Annotated in this window: 14 protein-coding genes; 8 read left to right on the top strand and 6 right to left on the bottom strand. The window is 70.6% G+C overall.

The annotated features are described in order from the left end of the window. Positions 1-47 precede the first annotated feature (47 nt). A complete protein-coding gene (locus AB4Z14_RS13705; RefSeq protein WP_442275658.1) occupies positions 48-563 on the bottom strand; it encodes a hypothetical protein in 516 nt (171 codons plus the stop codon). A gap of 471 nt (positions 564-1034) precedes the next feature. Here AB4Z14_RS13705 and AB4Z14_RS13710 point away from each other — a divergent pair, with 471 nt between their 5' ends. From AB4Z14_RS13710 to AB4Z14_RS13720, 3 genes are all read left to right on the top strand, one after another. After that, positions 1035-1934: a hypothetical protein gene (locus AB4Z14_RS13710; RefSeq protein ID WP_442275659.1), complete on the top strand. Its 900-nt coding sequence runs from the start codon at positions 1035-1037 to the stop codon at positions 1932-1934. A gap of 62 nt (positions 1935-1996) precedes the next feature. After that, positions 1997-2533 carry a hypothetical protein gene (locus tag AB4Z14_RS13715; protein WP_442275660.1) on the top strand — a complete coding sequence of 179 codons (537 nt, stop codon included), beginning with the start codon at positions 1997-1999 and terminating at the stop codon, positions 2531-2533. A gap of 105 nt (positions 2534-2638) precedes the next feature. Continuing rightward, positions 2639-2890 (top strand): helix-turn-helix transcriptional regulator, encoded by a 252-nt coding sequence (locus tag AB4Z14_RS13720; protein WP_442275661.1) that lies wholly within the window; start codon positions 2639-2641, stop codon positions 2888-2890. A 32-nt stretch (positions 2891-2922) separates the two neighbouring features. On the opposite strand, the gene AB4Z14_RS13725 is transcribed toward AB4Z14_RS13720, so the two are convergent. Beyond that, positions 2923-3294 (bottom strand): hypothetical protein, encoded by a 372-nt coding sequence (locus tag AB4Z14_RS13725; RefSeq protein WP_442275662.1) that lies wholly within the window; start codon positions 3292-3294, stop codon positions 2923-2925. Between the two features lie 121 nt (positions 3295-3415). Here AB4Z14_RS13725 and AB4Z14_RS13730 point away from each other — a divergent pair, with 121 nt between their 5' ends. After that, positions 3416-3631 carry a hypothetical protein gene (locus AB4Z14_RS13730; RefSeq protein WP_442275663.1) on the top strand — a complete coding sequence of 72 codons (216 nt, stop codon included), beginning with the start codon at positions 3416-3418 and terminating at the stop codon, positions 3629-3631. A gap of 234 nt (positions 3632-3865) precedes the next feature. Here AB4Z14_RS13730 and AB4Z14_RS13735 read toward each other — a convergent pair whose 3' ends face one another. Genes AB4Z14_RS13735 through AB4Z14_RS13745 form a run of 3 tightly spaced genes read right to left on the bottom strand, consistent with a single transcriptional unit; the run spans position 3866 to position 6890 of the window. After that, positions 3866-4789 carry a type II secretion system F family protein gene (locus tag AB4Z14_RS13735; RefSeq protein WP_442275664.1) on the bottom strand — a complete coding sequence of 308 codons (924 nt, stop codon included), beginning with the start codon at positions 4787-4789 and terminating at the stop codon, positions 3866-3868. Continuing rightward, positions 4786-5652, bottom strand: a complete 867-nt coding sequence (locus AB4Z14_RS13740) for a type II secretion system F family protein (RefSeq protein WP_442275691.1) — start codon at positions 5650-5652, stop codon at positions 4786-4788. The genes AB4Z14_RS13735 and AB4Z14_RS13740 overlap by 4 nt, the downstream gene beginning before the upstream one ends. Next, positions 5652-6890 (bottom strand): CpaF family protein, encoded by a 1239-nt coding sequence (locus AB4Z14_RS13745; protein WP_442275665.1) that lies wholly within the window; start codon positions 6888-6890, stop codon positions 5652-5654. The genes AB4Z14_RS13740 and AB4Z14_RS13745 overlap by 1 nt, the downstream gene beginning before the upstream one ends. Before the next feature lie 252 nt (positions 6891-7142). Here AB4Z14_RS13745 and AB4Z14_RS13750 point away from each other — a divergent pair, with 252 nt between their 5' ends. From AB4Z14_RS13750 to AB4Z14_RS13760, 3 genes are all read left to right on the top strand, one after another. Beyond that, positions 7143-11429: an FtsK/SpoIIIE domain-containing protein gene (locus AB4Z14_RS13750; protein ID WP_442275666.1), complete on the top strand. Its 4287-nt coding sequence runs from the start codon at positions 7143-7145 to the stop codon at positions 11427-11429. A gap of 28 nt (positions 11430-11457) precedes the next feature. Beyond that, positions 11458-12408: an acyl-CoA thioesterase gene (locus AB4Z14_RS13755; RefSeq protein WP_442275667.1), complete on the top strand. Its 951-nt coding sequence runs from the start codon at positions 11458-11460 to the stop codon at positions 12406-12408. Positions 12409-12502: 94 nt separating this feature from the next. Next, positions 12503-13375, top strand: a complete 873-nt coding sequence (locus AB4Z14_RS13760) for a hypothetical protein (RefSeq protein ID WP_442275668.1) — start codon at positions 12503-12505, stop codon at positions 13373-13375. A 39-nt stretch (positions 13376-13414) separates the two neighbouring features. Here AB4Z14_RS13760 and AB4Z14_RS13765 read toward each other — a convergent pair whose 3' ends face one another. Beyond that, positions 13415-14620 carry a glycosyltransferase gene (locus AB4Z14_RS13765; RefSeq protein WP_442275669.1) on the bottom strand — a complete coding sequence of 402 codons (1206 nt, stop codon included), beginning with the start codon at positions 14618-14620 and terminating at the stop codon, positions 13415-13417. Between the two features lie 204 nt (positions 14621-14824). On the opposite strand from AB4Z14_RS13765, the gene AB4Z14_RS13770 reads away from it, so the two are divergent. After that, a complete protein-coding gene (locus AB4Z14_RS13770) occupies positions 14825-16879 on the top strand; it encodes a PhoX family protein (protein WP_442275670.1) in 2055 nt (684 codons plus the stop codon). The last annotated feature ends 54 nt before the right edge of the window (positions 16880-16933 follow it).

The raw sequence follows: 16933 nt of genomic DNA on the forward strand, positions 1-16933 counted from the left end.
CAGCGCCCGCCGGAGATCCCTCAGGGGAGCTCTTCCGACCAGCGGGGCTACTGCGTCAGCAGCACAGCGGCTGCAGACAGCACGCTGCCGATGGCCACCATCACCACACCCCAGAGCTGCACCGTCAGACTTCCGACTGCGGCGTTCTTGACCTCTGCGCGCAGCGCCCGGCCCTCCTGACGCAGAGTCGTGCGCAGGTCGAACAGCTGCTTCTGCATGCCGCCCTGCCGTCGAGACACCCCGTCGAGCCGGGCCTTGAGGTTCGAGATCTCGAACTGCATGCGCTCGATGTCGTCATTCGGTGGCGCCCAGTCCCCATCCACAGCTGTCGCAATCGCCACGCCGCCCGCATTCAACTCCACGCCGTCGAGGCGCACGATCCTCCTCCGGCGCCAGCGCCGAGGGTTCCGGTACCAGATGAACCCCCGTTTTGCCCCCGCCAAGGCACGCGCCAAAGCGTGATCGTTCGCGCGGGCGTCTTGCACCAGAGCCCAGCCCGACAGGAGCGCACCCACGAGGTTGAATGCAATCCCGACAACTCCGAACCAAGTCGCGGCCGACATGGCCACACCTCCCCTGTGCTGCCGATCACCCTGGCGCGAAGCGGCTCGCGATCAGTGTCCGGCATATCGCCGACATCGGTACTGCAAGCCCGTTCAGTCACGCCCCGACCCGCGTCACAAGCTCGGCGGCTAGCCACTGCTGGGCTAAGACGTCGTCGCCCTCGAGGTAATAGGAGACGAGCGCGAACCACTGTCCGTCGCGGCGCTCCCATGCGAGCAAGACACCAGGGTGCGGTCCGGGCGCCTCCCGGGTGCCCGCGACCCAGACATGGCGGCGGCTGGCCGGCACGGGCGGGAGAGGGTGTTGGTGCCCTCGCCCGGATCCGCCAGCCATGGCACCAGTGTGCCGGATCATCGAACACGCGTTCGATGCCAGGGCTGTTTGAGGCTGAGTTGCCCCGTTTCGGGCCACTACAAGCCCCACGACCCTAGGCTTGGCCGGCCGATGCACAAAACTCACAGGGGAGCCTCATGCCGAGTCGCACAGTCCGTTTCTTCGAGATTCTCGACGAGGACGGCAAGCAGATGCCAGATCTGGACTGGACGGGCTTGCTCGCGGCTGTCCGCGCGCTCCCGGCGAAGGATGCCTACCTTCACGTGGCGCGCATGGAGCTGTTGGGCTCGTGTTACGAGCCCAACGGCAAGGGTGTTCGTGCTTGCGACATGCTCATCCTCGACCGCATCACCCGGGACGTGCGGATCCGCATTGAGAACAATCGCAATTACCGGCCGCTCCAGCTCGGCAAGGACGACACCTTGGCGGAACCCACCCACTACGGGCTGTTTCCCAGAAACGTCGTCGGAGTCCTTCGAGCCGGCACCCACACGCCTGGGCCCGCATCTCTCCGTGACTTTCTCAACGCGGGAGGCTTCTTCGAAGATCCCATCACCATCAAGGCCTTGGCGGACATCAACGCCTTGCGCGCGTTGAGCGATGTTGACCAGCTGACAAGCATGGAGATCGAGATGGATGCCGCGGCCGCTGGGCAGGTACTTGGACAGAATTCCATGCTCGGAAACGTCTTCGACAACTTCCGGACCCGCCTGGGCGGCGTGACCATCGATGTCATCGTCAAGATCGATCGAGGCCTGCACGAGGCTAGCGACACGGCGCTTGGGGAGCTCCGAGAGATCGTCGAGGACGACGACGCGCGTCAGGTCGTCACGAAAGCGAAGATGAAGTACAAGCGACTCGAGGACGGTCGCGTCGACACCTTCGATTTCATCAATGAGTCCGTCGCCAAGTCGGTCGAGGTCGACATCGACGAGGAGGGCTCGGGCCCCACCGACCTGTCGGCGAGCCAAGGCATTGCTGCCGCCTACGAGGCGCTCTACGACGACATCGCAAGCGCGCTGGCCGGCAGGACATAAGCCGCATCCCGAAGGCTGACACCGGGCGGGACTAGTCTGGAAAGGGACAGGGAGGGGGCGTCATGGAGAACGGATACAAGACCGTACGCAACTGGTGTCTCGAGCACCCACTCGTGGACTACCTTGCCGCCGGAATCCTCACGATCGGTGCGTGGCAAGCTTCGGTCCGTCTCAGTCCGGCCTGGGATCTGCTGGGGGGAATGGCCTTCGCCGACAGGATGAGCCTCTACACGGACCTCATGACTGCGACCGGCATCTTCTTGGGTTTCAGCGCAACGGGCTTGGCCGCGTACCTAGCGTTGTCCGGCACTTCTATCGAGCGGTTCCGCGAAGTTGCCAACGGCAAGGTGCTAAGGCAGTGGGTTGCGGCACTCGCCGGAAGCGGTCTCGCCCTGCTGGTCTTCGTAGTGTGCAAGGTGGTTGATCGCGCAGATTCGGCTGCCTACGCTCACTGGCTCGCTACAGGGGCGTTCGTGTTCATGGTCGCTCGCGGCGTGCGGATGCTGTATGTCTTCGTCCAGCTGAGCGGGATCGCCACGTTGGCGCCCTTTAGCCGACGAAAGAGCGAGAAGGCGAACCATCTCAGGAGCGCGTCGTAACCCCGCCGCCCAAGGCCGCGCCTCCCGGGCCACTCTGGGCAGGGGTGGCATCATCTGCGAATGCGCCCGAGAAGGACTGAGTCAGCCCTCGATCGCACGTCGCCGGTGGCTCCACGCTTCTACACGCTGAGCGACGTCGCGACGCTGCTTTCGAGCACCGAGGCCCAGGTCTACGCGCTCGTCCGCACGGGCGACCTGCCCGCGATCAAGATCGGCGGCCGCGGGCAATGGCGCATCGAGATCACCGTGCTCGACCAGTGGATCGCTGACCAGTACGCGGCGACCAAGACCTACGTCGAGGAGCACCCGGTGACCGACGCGTCCCGTAAGGCCGGCCCGCGCAAGCTCGACGACTGACTGGTCAACTGCACGATGTCGTGAAGGCGTGTCTACGACCGTCTTCTGAACCAACCCCGCTTCGGCTTCACCTCCGTCGTGACGCCGGTTGCGTGTATCACCATCTCGCCTATGTCCAGCTCAATGCAGTTCGCAGACACGCGGTCCTGCTCGCTCCACAGAGCACGGTCCTCGGGAAGGGTCTCGATCCATTCGGACAGGAGCGACGAGCAGACTGACCGCACAGTGAGGGCCTCCTGGGCGTCGAGTTTGGCGAAGACCATGAAGTCGTTGTCCACTTCGACGTAGACCTTCTCAGCTTCCTCGACCTGACGCAGCGCCCGTCGCGTGAGGGCGTCTGCGTGTCGGTCGTTCCGCGTCCTCTCGGCGACGTTGCACAGCACCTCCCACGTAATGCGTGTCATCGGAACCGCGTACCGCATCGTGCCCCCCGCCCTGTCTTCGTCATCGCTAGCGCGCGTTGCTCGCCACGAACGCTAATCGCTCGCTCAGGTTGTCTCCCCCATCGAGTCCGACGGTGCGCTCGTGAAGCAGTGGCTGCCGCGGACGTCTTCACCCCGGCTGGGCGTCCTGGTTACGTTTGAGATCCGCAAGCTCAGCAGCGAGCTCGGTCACACGCGAAGAGAGCCCGTCGATCTCAACCCGAACCTGCCGCACCAAACCCGCATGCCACTGCTGATGGGTCGCCAGCGAAGCAGTGTCGATGAGGGCGCCGCACCCGGCGCAAGGCTTCGTGTGTGAGGTCATGTGGGCAGACCCTAACGGCCATGTGTCAGAGTCCGGGCCGCGCCACACTGAGTCTCACAAAGCGAACTGCGCCTGGGCGACGGGTGCATCCATGGGCCCAACCTTGACCCACGGAGCGCACACACCACCATCTTGCGACACGTTGCCGCTGAAGCGACTTCGCGCAAGCGCTGGACAAAGGCCGCAGGAACGGCGGCGTGCGTGCCAGCCGCGACAGCGTGAACGAATTTAGGACGGGTAACGGCTGACATTTGTGACCATCATGTAGATCTCCTTCTTCCCGCCCTCCTCCATGAGGGTGCGTCGCCCGTCCTCGCGGACGTCCTGCGCCTGGGCCCTGAGCACGTCGGCGAGCGGCGTTCCACGCTCGACGGCGACGACGATGCCGTCGACGAAACGGGTCAGGCTCATCAGCCCGGTGCGGTCGGCGAGACCCTGGAGTGCCGTGGGCAGGTTGGCCCCAGCCCGGGCGTCGGCTAGGCACCGGCGCAGCTCGTCGGAGAGCTCTCCGCGGGACAGGCGGCAGACGCGTTCCAGCGCGCCGACGGCACCCTCTCCCGCGCTGACAGCAAGGGCGAGCAGTTCTGCGACGGTGGGGAACTCGGTGAGCATGCGGGCCTCGCGCCGGCTCGCGGCGCGGCTGAGGAGGTAGTCGCGACCGGCGATCCCGCCGAGCACCCCGACGATCACCATCGACACGAGGACCGGCACCGGAAAACGTCGCTGCGCGACGGCGACGACGGCAGTGAAGGCGAGACCACCCAGTCCCCCAACTGCCCCGGCCATGACCTGCTCGGCGCGAAACCGTTCGACGTCCGCGGGCTGCCCCGCGCGGAGCTGCCGACGCGCCACGGAGGGGGCGCCCCCGACGAGCGCGCCCACCCCGGAGCCCAACCTGGCCACGTAGGGCGCGAGCAGCTCACCGAAGCCGAACGGACCACGCGGCGGGGCCGGCCGGGAGAGCAACGTCGACGGGCGGGGCGTGTCGCGCAGGTAGGGCTCCAGGCGGTCGTCGAGGGTCGGGCGGCGGCTCGCGGGCAGTCCGGCGACGACGAGAGCGATGCCCGCGACGAGGCACACGCCCGCGCTCGCGCCGACCCAGGACCACCCGTCGGCGACGAACTCGCTGAGTCGACCTGCCAGCCCGTTCACCGGAGGACCCGCTCTTCCTCGGGGAGTCGCCCGATCCACACCATGGTCCGGTAGGCCACGACGCACAGCGCAGCCCCGACCGCGAGGACGGCCCAGCCCGTTGGCGATGAGTAGGCCGCGAGCGAGCTGCCGTTGAGGGCGAGCAGCCCGAGGACGACCCACGGGGCGCCGGCTGCGAGACGGGCTGCGTTGACCGTCCAGCTCTGCCGGGTCTCGAGCTCGGAGCGGGTGCGGGCATCCTCACGCAGGAAGGACGACAGGGTGCGGAGCAGCTTCCCGAGGTCGCTGCCACCCACCTCGCGGGCGATCCGGAGCGACTCGACGATGCGGTCTCCGACCGGGTCGCTGAGCCGGTCCTTGAGCCGGTCGAGACAGTCGTGGAAACGCCCTGTCGTCCGGTAGTCCTCCGCGAACGCGGCGAAGGCCGGACGCAGCTCGGCCGGACCGCGGACGGCGAGCTGCGAGAGTGCCTCGGGAAGCGCCAGGCCCGCCCGCACGCCCGACGTGATGTTGTCGACGACGTCGGGCCACAGGTCGCGAAGCTTGTTGCGGCGCTTGCGCGCTCGCATTCGCACGAGCGAGAGCGGGATCGCGCCTGCCATGAGGCTGAAGCACAACGAGATCGGGACGACGCGCGTCAGGGCGAGGACCAGGACGAAGGCCACGACGAAGAGCACGACCGACCCGGCGACGACGTTGCCCGGCGTGACCGACGAGTACCCGGCCTGGGTGAGGTGGTCACGCAGCTCGACGATGAAGCCGCCCCGGTCGACCTTCTCGCGGGCGGGCTCCTGGGGCCAGGAGGACCAGTAGACGAAGAAGACGCCGACACCGAGCAACAGGCCGATCGCCAGAGGCGAGATCACGAGTCCGCCTGACCGAGAAGGGCCGCCACGTCGTAACCCGCCCGCTCGAAGGCCTCCCGGTGGGGCGGGAACCCGTCGGCCCGTCGCAGGGCACCCTCGCGCGTGACGAAGAGGTCGGCGATCTCGATGACGTCCCCCTCGGCCCGTCCGGGAACGGCAACGATCTCTCGGACCCGTCGGACGCCGTCGCGCTCGAGGGCGACGTGGACGACGACGTCGACCGCCGCCGCCACCGTCGGAACGACGAAGCGGCTCGAGACGTTCTCGCCGGCGAGCAGAGGGAGCGTGCACATCTTCGTGACGGCCTCGCGGGCGCTGTTGGCGTGCACGGTGCACATGCCCGGCACGCCGCTGTTCAGGGCGATGAGCAGGTCGAGGCTCTCCTCCTGCCGCACCTCGCCGACGATGATGCGCGACGGACGCATCCGCAGCGCCTCCTTGACGAGGCGGCGCAGCGGGACCTCGCCCGTGCCCTCGAGGCTGGGTTGGCGGCACTGCATGGCGGCCACGTCGCGCTGCGGGATCTTCAGCTCGAAGACCTCCTCGCAGGTCACGATGCGCTCGCGGGGCGGGATCGCGGCGGCGAGGCAGTTGAGCAGCGTCGTCTTGCCCGCTTGGGTGCCGCCGGCCACGAGCACGTTGAGGCCGCTCGCGACGGCGGCCTCGAGGAACGTCGCCGCCTGTCGGGGCATCGTGCCGAGCCGGACGAGGTCGTCGAGGTGGTCGGCCTTGACGACGAACTTGCGGATGTTGACCTGCCAGTGCGCCCTGCTGATGTCGGGGATGACGACATGGAGCCGTGAGCCGTCGGCGAGCGTCGCGTCGACGAAGGGGCTGCTGAGGTCGACGCGCCGGCCGCTGCTCTTGAGCATCCTCTCGACGAGGTCGCGCACGTCGTCGGCCGTGAGGATCGTGGGGGTCAGCTCGGCGATCCCGCCGCGGGCCACGAAGACGCGTGAGGGCTCGTTGATCCAGATCTCCTCGACGGCGGCGTCGTCGAAGTACTGCTGGAGCGGACCGTAGCCGGCGACGACGGCCAGGATCGAGTGAACGGCGAGTCGCTGATCTCCGAGGGTCGGCAGACCCCCGTGGAGGGAGCGCTCGTCGTAGTCCTGCACGGCGTCCTGGACGAGACGGCGTACGGCCTTGGAGTCATGTGCGGGATCGAGACCCGACCGACGGATCAGCTCACGGACCTCGCCCTCGACGTGGCGCACCGCTTCCTGTGTGGACATGCGTTCCCCTGAACCCTGTGAGTTGCTACGCCCGACATCCTGCCCGGACTGTCGCGATCTGGCGCGTCCAAGCTAGGTCAAATGCGTCCAAACGCGTGATCTTCCTCCACAGGGTCGCCGTGGGGTGGTGCGAGCGCCGGGCACCGTAGCGGGCCCGGGATCTCGCCGTCGCCATCGTCCACACCTGTGCACGCGCCCCCGGACGACCGGCTCCTGCGCTGTGTCATGGGGGCACACGAGAAGGAGGATCCGGTGCGCCTGACCATGACCGTCGTCGACACCCGTGGGCTCGGCGCGCGTCCGCGACACGTGACGATCGAGGCCCCGTCGGGCACACGCTTCGGCGAGATCCGTCCCGAGCTCGCCGACGTCGCCGGCGTCCGGGGCTGCGGCTTCCGCACCGACGGTCGGCTCGTCACCGACGACGCCCTCGTCGGGGCACCGCCCCTCCTGCGGGGTGCCCTGCTGACCATCACCCGGCCGGGTGATCCCATCGCGGTCGCGACGGGTCGAGGCGCCGTGCAGCTGCGGCTCGCCGGTGGCGTCGGCGCGGGGCGGGTCGTGTCCCTCGGCAGGGGCGAGCACGTCATCGGGCGAGCCGCGTCCGCGGACGTACGCCTCGACGACCCGGGCGTCTCCCGCGCCCACGCGGTCGTGACCGTGACCCCTGACCATGTCAGCGTCGTCGACCACCACCCGACCAACGGGTCACGGATCGAGGGGACGCTGCTGCCGAGCTACGGGGCGCGCCTCGAGCCCGGTCAGCTGCTGACCGTGGGGTCGACGACGCTCGTCCTGGGCGGCGTGGACGTCCGCGGCGGCCACCACGATGTCGTGGACGGCGAGGTCCGGATCCACCGCCAGCCGCGCTTCCGCGACGCGGGCGTCCCGCCGTCCGTGACCTTTCCCGAGGTCCCGTCCCGCCCGGACCGACAGCGTGTGCCGCTCCTTGCCTCGCTGGCTCCGGTGGCGCTGTCGGCCGTGCTCGCCGTCGCGCTGTCCTCCCCCGCCCTCCTCCTCTTCGCCCTGATGTCGCCGGTCCTCCTCATCGGACAGTGGTGGAGCGACCGACGCGCTGGTCGGGTGTCGTATCGCCGGCAGGTCCGTGAGCACGCCGCGCTGCTGGCCCAGGCCCGCAGCGCGCTCGCAGAGGCCGTCGCGGCCGACGCGGCCGCCCGGCGCGCGGATCATCCCGACCTCGGACACCTCGAGGCCGTCGCCCGTCGGCGCGGGACCCGGCTGTGGGAGCGACGGCCCTCGGACGACGACCACCTGGTGCTCCGTCTCGGGACCGCGACCCAGCCGACCCGGGTCGACGTGTCCGGCCCGGCACCCGACGGCGTACCGCACGTCAACGGGCTCCCCGCCCTGCTGGATCTCGCGACCTCGGGTGTCGTCGGGGTCGCGGGCCCCCGGGCCCACACGCTCTCGCTCGTCGGCGGCCTGCTCCTGCAGGTGGCGACGTGGCACACGCCCCGCACCGTCCAGGTCCACGTCCTCGCCGACACCCATGGGCACGCGCTCGACTGGGAGTGGGCCGCACACCTCCCCCACGTCCGGGACGACGACGGCTCGCCGGCGCGCGTCACCGGCCGCGCGGCAGACGTGGCACGCCATGTCTCAGCCCTCCGCGAGCTCGTCGACAGCCGACGTGCGGCGGACGACGGTCGCTGGACAGGTTCGCGACGTCCTGCTCCCGACGTCGTCGTGCTCCTCGACGGAGCCAGCGGGCTGCGGGCCCGTCCCGGGGTCGCCGACCTGCTGCGCGACGGCCCCACGGCCGGGATCGTCGCCGTTTGCGTGGACACGGACGTCTCCGCGCTACCGGCCGAGACGCGCGCCACGGTGGAGCTGGACGCCGCTGCACCGTCGGCCACGGTTCGTGCGGAGGGGCACACCCTCACCGGGGTGGTCCCGGACCTGCCGTCGGTCGGCTGGCTCGAAGGCGTCAGCCGGGCCTTGGCGCCGTACGTCGACGCCACACCGGAGTCAGGATCGGCAGCCCTGCCCCGTGACGTGTCGTTCGTCGAGCTGCACCGGGGCGCGGGCGTCGACCCCACGACCGGCGACGGCCTGGCGCTGTCGTGGGCACGCAGCACCGGTCGTCCGGTCGCCCTCCTCGGGCGGTCGACCGGCGGCGACCTCATGGTCGACCTGGCGACGGACGGACCGCACGTGCTCGTCGGCGGGACCACAGGGTCGGGCAAGTCGGAGCTGCTCCAGACCCTCGTGACCGGCCTCGCCGTGAGCAACCGGCCGGATGAGCTCGGCCTGCTCCTCGTGGACTACAAGGGTGGCTCGGCCTTCGGCGACTGCGCGCGGCTGCCGCACACGGTCGGCCTCGTCACCGACCTCGACGTTCACCTGACGGCGCGGGCGCTCACCTCGCTCGATGCCGAGATGAAGCGCCGTGAGCGGCTGCTCGCGCGGGCGTCCGCGCGCGACCTCGACCACTACCGGCGCTCCGCTGGCGTATGCCGTGAGCTCCCTCCCATGTCCCGCCTCGTCATCGTCGTGGACGAGTTCAAGGCCCTCGCCGACGAGTTCCCGGACTTCATCGCGGGCCTCGTGCGCGTCGCGGCCCTCGGTCGGTCGCTCGGTCTCCATCTCGTGCTGGCGACCCAGCGCCCGGCAGGCATCGTCTCCGCCGACATGCGGGCCAACATCGCCCTGCGCATCGCGCTCCGGGTCCGTGACCGCGCCGACAGCGAGGACGTCGTCGACGCCGCAGACGCCGCGTCGCTCGACCCGCGAGCTCCCGGACGAGCCTGCCTACGCTCCGGAGACCGGAGCCTGACCACGGTGCAGACCGCCTACCTCGGCGGCCCGCTGGTCGAGGGCCCCGGGTCGGCGGATCGCACCCGCGTGGTCCCGCGCGACCTGCTGGCCCCGATCGCCCTTGCCGAGGACGTCTCGGACGAGGAGCCCCGCCCCAGCGAGCTCCTCGCCGTCGTCGACGCAGCACGCGACGCCGCTCGTCGCGCCGGCATCCCCTCCCAGCCCTCTCCCTGGCTGCCGCCGCTGCCGACCGAGCTGACCCCGGCCGACGTGATGGTCGCTGCGGCGCGCGCGTCGGGGTCGACGCCGCTCGACGTGCCGATGGGTCTCGTGGACGTGCCCGACGAACAGCGACAGGACACCCTCTGGTGGCGCGCAGGCGACCGCGGCCACTTCGGCATCGCCGGTGGGCCACGCTCGGGTCGCTCCACCGCGCTCGTCACCCTCGCCCTCGGCCTTGCGGGGAGCACCTCACCCGACGACGTGCACGTGCACGTGCTCCAGGGCGTCGCCGGGCCGTGCGCCGCACTCGCGTCGCTCCCGCACGTGGGGACCGTGACCGACGGCGCAGACCCGACCCGCACCCGACGCCTCGTCGCCCGCCTCCTCCGACTGGTCGACGGCGACCAGCCCGCGGCCGCCTGCACCGTCGTGCTCGTCGACGGCTGGGAGTCGCTCGAAGAGGCCCTGTCGAGCCTCGACCACGGTGCCGCCGTCGACGAGCTGCACCGCCTGCTGCGAGACGGCCCCCGGGCGGGGGTGAGGTTCGCCGTCACGGGTGGCCGGGCCATCCTCTCCGGCAGGCTTCCGGGCCTGCTCGACCACCGGCTGGCCCTCCACCTGCCCGACCCGCTGGACCTCACCCTGGCGGGCGTCTCCCCCGAGCTCGCCACCACGACGAGGACGCCCGGACGGGCGATCGACCTGCGGACCGGCCACGAGGTGCAGCTGGCCGCCACCTCACCCGGCGACGTCGCGGAGGCCGTGGCCCGGGTCGTGGACGTCCACCGTGCCGGCTCCCGGGACCGACGCGCCCGCGTCCCCTGGCGCATCTCGGCGTTGCCGCAGCAGGCGCGGCTCGAGGACCTGCCACCGGTCCGGGACGGCTTGTGGATCGGTGTCGGCGGTGACGACGCCGCACCCCTCGCCCTGCCGCTCGGCGCCGGTCACCGTCGCGTCGTCGTCGCGGGACAGAACAGGTCCGGGCGCTCGACCACCTTGGTGACCGTCGGCGAACAGCTGTTCCGGCTGGGACGACGCGTCTGTGTCGTCAGTCCCCGCCGGTCCGTCCTCTCCCTCTGGGCGGCAGGCCAGGAGTGCCCGACCCTGACACCACACCACGCCACGGAGCTGATCGGCATGCGGCGTGACGATCCAGATCTGTGCCTGCTCGTCGACGACGCCGAGCTCGTGGACGGCAGCCGGGTCGAGGCGGCACTCGTCGAGGCTGCTCGCCTCGTCGACGGCACGGAGGGCATCGTCGTGGTCGCAGCAGAGCTGGCCCGCGCGAACGGCGCGTTCCGCGGACTCCTCCCCGAGGTATCGCGCGACGGGGTCGGGATCCTGCTCGGTGCGACGTCCCCGGGTGATGGCGACGTGCTGGGCGTCCGTCTCGAGATCGACAGCACGCGCCGCGCAGGTCGCGGCCACCTCGTCGTCGACGGCCGCTCGACACCGGTCCAGGTGGCCCTGCTCGACCCTCCGGCGCGCCGGACGTCGGACTCACCGCCCACCACGGCCCCCGCTCTGCCACTCTCGTGACGCACACCACCAGGCCCCAGGAGGACCCATGCCGCGCGGCGCCCGAGAGATCACCCTGCGCTTCCTCGCCGCACCCACGGACGCGGGCTACTCCGGCACGGTCGGGGGCGGACGTGTGCTCGAGTGGATCGACAAGGCGGGCTACGCCGCAGCCGCGGGGTGGAGCGGGACGTACAGCGTCACGGCATACGTCGGCAACGTGCGCTTCACCCGGCCGGTCGAGGTGGGCGACCTCGTCGAGGCCACCGCTCGCATCATCCACACCGGAACGACGAGCCTGCACATCCTCGTCACCGTCTCGGCCGGCAACCCCAAGGACGGCGACCTGCGCCCGACCACCGACTGCATCATGGTCTTCGTTGCCGTCGACGAGCACGGCCGGCCGACCCCGGTCGCCCAGCTCGTCCCCGAGGACGAGCACGACCGCGAGTGGCAGGAGAGCGCGGTCACCCGGATCGGTCTGCGCAACGAGATCGCCGCCGCCATGGCCGCCCAGACCTACAGCGACGCCGGCACCGCGCCCCGCGTCGTGCTGCGCTTCCTCGCAGCCCCGACCGACGTCAACTGGGGCGGCAAGGTGCACGGCGGCATCGTGATGCGCTGGATCGACGAGGCCGCGCACGTGCTCGCCACGCAGTGGACCAGCTCGGCGTCCAACGTCGCCGTCTACGCCGGCGGGGTCCGCTTCTACCGTCCGCTCCGGATCGGCCACCTTGTGGAGGTGGAGGCGCGGCTGCTGCTCACCGGTACCTCCAGCATGCACATCAGCGTCCACGTCCGCTCGGGTGACCCCTCGACCGGCGACCTCGACCTGACGACCCACTCGCTCATCGTCTTCGTGCCACTCGACGTCCGCGGCACCGCCGTCGCCGCGCGCCCCTGGGTGCCGGTGAGCGAGGAGGACGTGGCCCTGCGCGACCACGCGCAGGCTCTCGTCGAGATGCGCAACGAGGTCGACGCCGAGCGCCACATCCCCTGATCCGCCTTCAGCCGAGAACCACCGTTCGCGCGTGGGCTCACGTCATCGCGCGTAACGTCGATGGATCACTCCCAGCGCAGAAGGAGTCCGAGCCATGACCACACAGGGGACCCTGCGTCCGCAGGGGCGCGCGACCGTGACTTACGTCGACCCGCTCGAGACGCCGCTCGACTTCGGCGTCGACCGGTTCAGGCCCAGCATGAGCGACGGGTCGCCCATGCCCACGGTCGTGGAGCGACAGCTCCGAGAGCTCGACGAGGCCGCCGGAGCCCGCGACGAGGTCGCCGCGCGCTCCGCAGCACGCGATCTGGGCCATTGGTGGGGCGACCGGGAACGGTACGAGGTGCTCGGATCCGGTGAGGGCCATGTGGACGTACCTGCACTTGTGGCGGCCTCGCCCCCCGGCGCGGACGCGGAGGTCACCACGTCGTTCAGCAAGTCTGACGCACACGGTGGTGGTCTCGAGTTCAAGATCGCGGGCAACGGGCTGTCGGCTGACGCGAAGGTCACCATCACGGACACGTCCGAGATCACGGCCGGCAACGGCGAGACCCAGGTCTTGTTCGTCTCGCTGCCCGTCGCGTGGGAGGCGCGTCTCGTCACCCACGATGGGCAGTACGAGGCCGTCCGTCAGCTCGTGGTCTGGCCTCGACGGGTCGACGGTCCTCTGGAGCTCGCGGTGCGTGTCGTCGACAAGGCGCCCGTGCTGGTCATCCAGAAGTCCTTCGTCGTCGACCTCAGGGACGCGGGCACGAAGCCGACGAGCTTCGAGCGCGACGTGAGCATCGAGGCGAGTGGCGGGTTCAGTCTCGGCTTCAAGGCCTTCGGCATGGACGCCACGCTCTCGGTGACGCGCGAGTCGAGCCTCGAGGTGAAGATGAGCGCGAAGCTCCCCTCTGGCAGCGAGTACCAGATCGACTGGCTGGGAGCGCCTCCGGGCGTACGCGTGGCCCCACGAACGACCTAGTCGACGGCTGAGCGCTTCGGGGCTCTGACGCCCAGCTCGTCAGCCGCCTAGTCCGCTCGTGACGATCCGTTCGATGGGGGCCACGATCTCGGACGCGGCCGGAAGCGTCGCGATCTCGTCGGCCAGCGCGGCCGCCCGGGAGCGGATGGCGGTGTCGCCGAGGACCCGGGTGAGGGCGCCGGCCAGCTCGGGCATCGCCTCGTGGCGACCTCCGAGGCGAAGGCCCGCCCCGACCTCCTCGATGCGCCGGGCGTTGACCTCCTGGTCGAAGGCGAAGAGCGGCACGAGCACCTGCGGCACCCCGGCGACGAGCGCGGACATCATCGTGCCGAACCCGCCGTGCCCGACCACCGCCGACGCGAGTGGCATGACGTCGTCCTGGGGCCACCACCGCTCGACGTGAGCGTTGTCCGGCCACGGCCGCAGGGTCTCGGGGTCTCCCGCGTGCCCCGTCGTGAGGAACACCCGCACGGGCAGGTCGGCGAGCGCGTCGAGCGAGAGACGGAAGACTGAGCTCAGCGCGTCGAAGCCTGCCGTCACCGACCCGAACGTCACGTAGACGAGAGGGAGGTCGGGATCGCCCCATCCGGACGGGACCTTCCCCGAGCCGGAGCGGGCCGCACCGTCTCGATAGCGGGTGACCGTCGGGACGTCTTCAACCGCAACATCGCTCGCGCCCGGGACGTGGTCCGGAACGTCGAGACTCGGTGGGACCTGTGACAGGACGGGCGCCGACGACATCGCCGCGGCGCACGACCCCTGGTCGAGGCCGGTGACGCCGTCGAGCTCGCCGAGCGGATCGACGAGCGCCTGCCCGGCCCACTGCTGGAGGCTCCCGAGCCCGATCGCCATCTCGACGTGCGGCACCCCGGAGCGCACCGCGGCGGCGAGCGAACCGAACTCGCACGGCTCGCGCAGGACGATGTCCGGCGCCCACGCGTCGACGAGCTCCTGCACCCGCGGCCAGGCGGCCTGCGCGTCGAGCCGACCGAAGACGTCCCGGACCACCGTCGCATTGGCCTCCTCCGGGGTCAGCGACGGCAGCCGCGCGAAGACCGGGCCCATGACCTCCTGCGGTACGTCGTCGAACGGCACGTGCTCGAGTCCGGCCCGCGCCACGTGGTTCGCGAAGGACTCCGGGGCCGCGACCCGCACCTCGTGCCCTGCCTCGACGCACGCCCGGGCCACCGGGACCATGGGGCCGAAGTGCCCCGTTCCCGCCGTCGTCGCGAAGAGCATCCGCATGTCGACCAGAGTCCCACCCGCGGCGGCGCGCGACGAGTGGTTTCGGACGGCATACGCCCCCTGACGAAGGGGACACGCGGAGTTCACCCGATGGCCACCGAAGGAGCACCCACCCGCTCCCCCGGCGCTCCTAACGTCACAGACGGTTCCCAGCCGCGCCGACCAGAGGGGCGCGGCGGACTCACTCGCCGAAGGAGCACCCGCGTGACCCCCAAGCTTCTCCCCCTCATCGCCACGCCACGCCACGGCTCGCGCAGCCGCATGACGTGCCAGTACCGCTGCAACAACGCCTGCGACGCCCCGGTCCCCAACGAGAGCGCCAACCCCGCGATGCGCGACCTCGTCGAGGGCGCTCTCGCCCGCCGGTCCGTCCTCAAGGGCGGCGCCATCGGTGCCGGCGCACTCGTCGTCGGCGGCCTCGCGACCGCCACCCCCGCCGCGGCCGCCGGCGCCAGCGCCGCAGCCGGCCGAAGCCGCACCACCGCGGACGTCGGCCGCGCCGCCTTCACGCCCGTCGCGCCCAACCGGGCCGACGCCGTGACGAACGCCCCCGAGTTCACCCACAACGTCGTCATCCGCTGGGGCGACCCGGTCGAGGCCGGCGCACCCCGCTTCGACGCGCACGCCCAGACGCCGGAGGCCCAGGCCCAGCAGTTCGGCTACAACAACGACTACGTCGGCGTGCTGCCCCTCGAGGGTCGACGCGCCCTGCTCGTCACGAACCACGAGTACACCGACGAGAACCTCATGTTCCCGACGGGCGAGTACGACGACGCCATGATCAAGAAGATCGCGATGGCCGCCCACGGCATGTCCGTCGTCACGATCGAGCGCGGACGCGCCCAGGGATCCTGGATCCGCGCCGACCACCGGCGCGCCCACCACAACCGCCGCGTCACCGTGCACACCGAGTTCGCCTTCCACGGCCCGGCCGCCGGCCACGAGCTGCTCCGCACCGCAGCCGACCCGACGGGGACCCGCGTCAACGGCACCTTCGGCAACTGCGCCGGCGGCACGACCCCGTGGGGCACCGTGCTGTCCGGCGAGGAGAACTTCAACGGCTACTTCGACGCGAGCGGCGCCGTCGACGCGGCGAACGCCACGTCGTTCAAGCGCTACGGCCTCGCCACCGCAGCCGTGACGAACCGCGGCTGGTCGACCGTCGACGAGCGCTTCGACCTCAGCAAGCACCCGCACGAGGCCTACCGCTTCGGCTGGGTCGTCGAGGTCGACCCCTTCGAGCCCGACTCGACGCCGGTCAAGCAGACGATGCTCGGCCGCTTCAAGCACGAGGGCGCCAACGTCACGATCTCCGAGTCCGGCCACGCCGTCGCCTACATGGGTGACGACGAGCGCGGCGACTACCTCTACAAGTTCGTCTCGGCAGACCGCTTCCGCAAGGGCGAGTCGCGCGCCGCCCGCGCGCACAACAAGACCCTCCTGACCAAGGGCACCCTCTACGTCGCGAAGTTCGTCGGTGACGGCACGGGCGACGGCGAGTTCGACGGCGCGGGCACGTGGATCGCCCTCACCTCGGACACCCGCTCCCACGTCCCCGGCATGAGCGTCGCCGAGGTGCTCGTCAACACCCGACTCGCCGCCGACACCGTCGGCCCGACGAAGATGGACCGTCCCGAGGACGTCGAGCCCAACCCCGTCAACGGCAAGATCTACGCCGCCCTGACCAACAACTCGGACCGCGGGGTGAAGTACCCGACCGACGAGACCAACCCGCTCGCCTCGAGCATGGTCCGCGCGAGCCTGGACGCACCGCTCACGAGCAAGTCGGGCAACCGCAACGGCTACGTCCTCGAGCTCACCGAGCTCGGGAACGACCACACCGCAACGACGTTCACGTGGGACCTCTTCCTCGTCTGCGGAGACCCCGCAGCGCCGGAGACGTACTTCGCGGGCTATGACAAGTCCAAGGTCAGCCCGATCAGCTGCCCCGACAACGTCGCCTTCGACGCCGTCGGCAACCTCTGGATCTCGACCGACGGCAACGTCCTCGGCTCCAACGACGGCCTCTTCCGGGTGCCGGTCTCCGGACCCGACCGCGGCTGCGTCGAGCAGTTCCTCACCGTGCCGTTCGGCGCCGAGACCTGCGGCCCATTTGTCACCGAGGACCAGCGCTCGGTCTTCGTCGCCGTGCAGCACCCCGGCGAGACGGACGGCGCGACCTTCGAGGCGCCGTCGAGCACCTGGCCGCACACCGACGGATTCCCGCGCCCGAGCGTGGTCGTCTCCTACCGCCGCTGACCGAGCGGCAGGACGCACGAAGGCCCGGCACCGTCAGGGGGTGCCGGGCCGTCG

This window comes from Terrabacter sp. 2TAF16, assembly GCF_052115065.1.
GTDB lineage: Bacteria > Actinomycetota > Actinomycetes > Actinomycetales > Dermatophilaceae > Terrabacter.

Bases quoted from the DNA above. Each gene is read 5' to 3' on its own strand.
- AB4Z14_RS13705 (WP_442275658.1), bottom strand. From the start codon at position 563: ATGTCGGCCGCGACTTGGTTCGGAGTTGTCGGGATTGCATTCAACCTC.
- AB4Z14_RS13710 (WP_442275659.1), top strand. From the start codon at position 1,035: ATGCCGAGTCGCACAGTCCGTTTCTTCGAGATTCTCGACGAGGACGGC.
- AB4Z14_RS13715 (WP_442275660.1), top strand. From the start codon at position 1,997: ATGGAGAACGGATACAAGACCGTACGCAACTGGTGTCTCGAGCACCCA.
- AB4Z14_RS13725 (WP_442275662.1), bottom strand. From the start codon at position 3,294: ATGACACGCATTACGTGGGAGGTGCTGTGCAACGTCGCCGAGAGGACG.
- AB4Z14_RS13745 (WP_442275665.1), bottom strand. From the start codon at position 6,890: ATGTCCACACAGGAAGCGGTGCGCCACGTCGAGGGCGAGGTCCGTGAG.
- AB4Z14_RS13755 (WP_442275667.1), top strand. From the start codon at position 11,458: ATGCCGCGCGGCGCCCGAGAGATCACCCTGCGCTTCCTCGCCGCACCC.
- AB4Z14_RS13760 (WP_442275668.1), top strand. From the start codon at position 12,503: ATGACCACACAGGGGACCCTGCGTCCGCAGGGGCGCGCGACCGTGACT.
- AB4Z14_RS13765 (WP_442275669.1), bottom strand. From the start codon at position 14,620: ATGCGGATGCTCTTCGCGACGACGGCGGGAACGGGGCACTTCGGCCCC.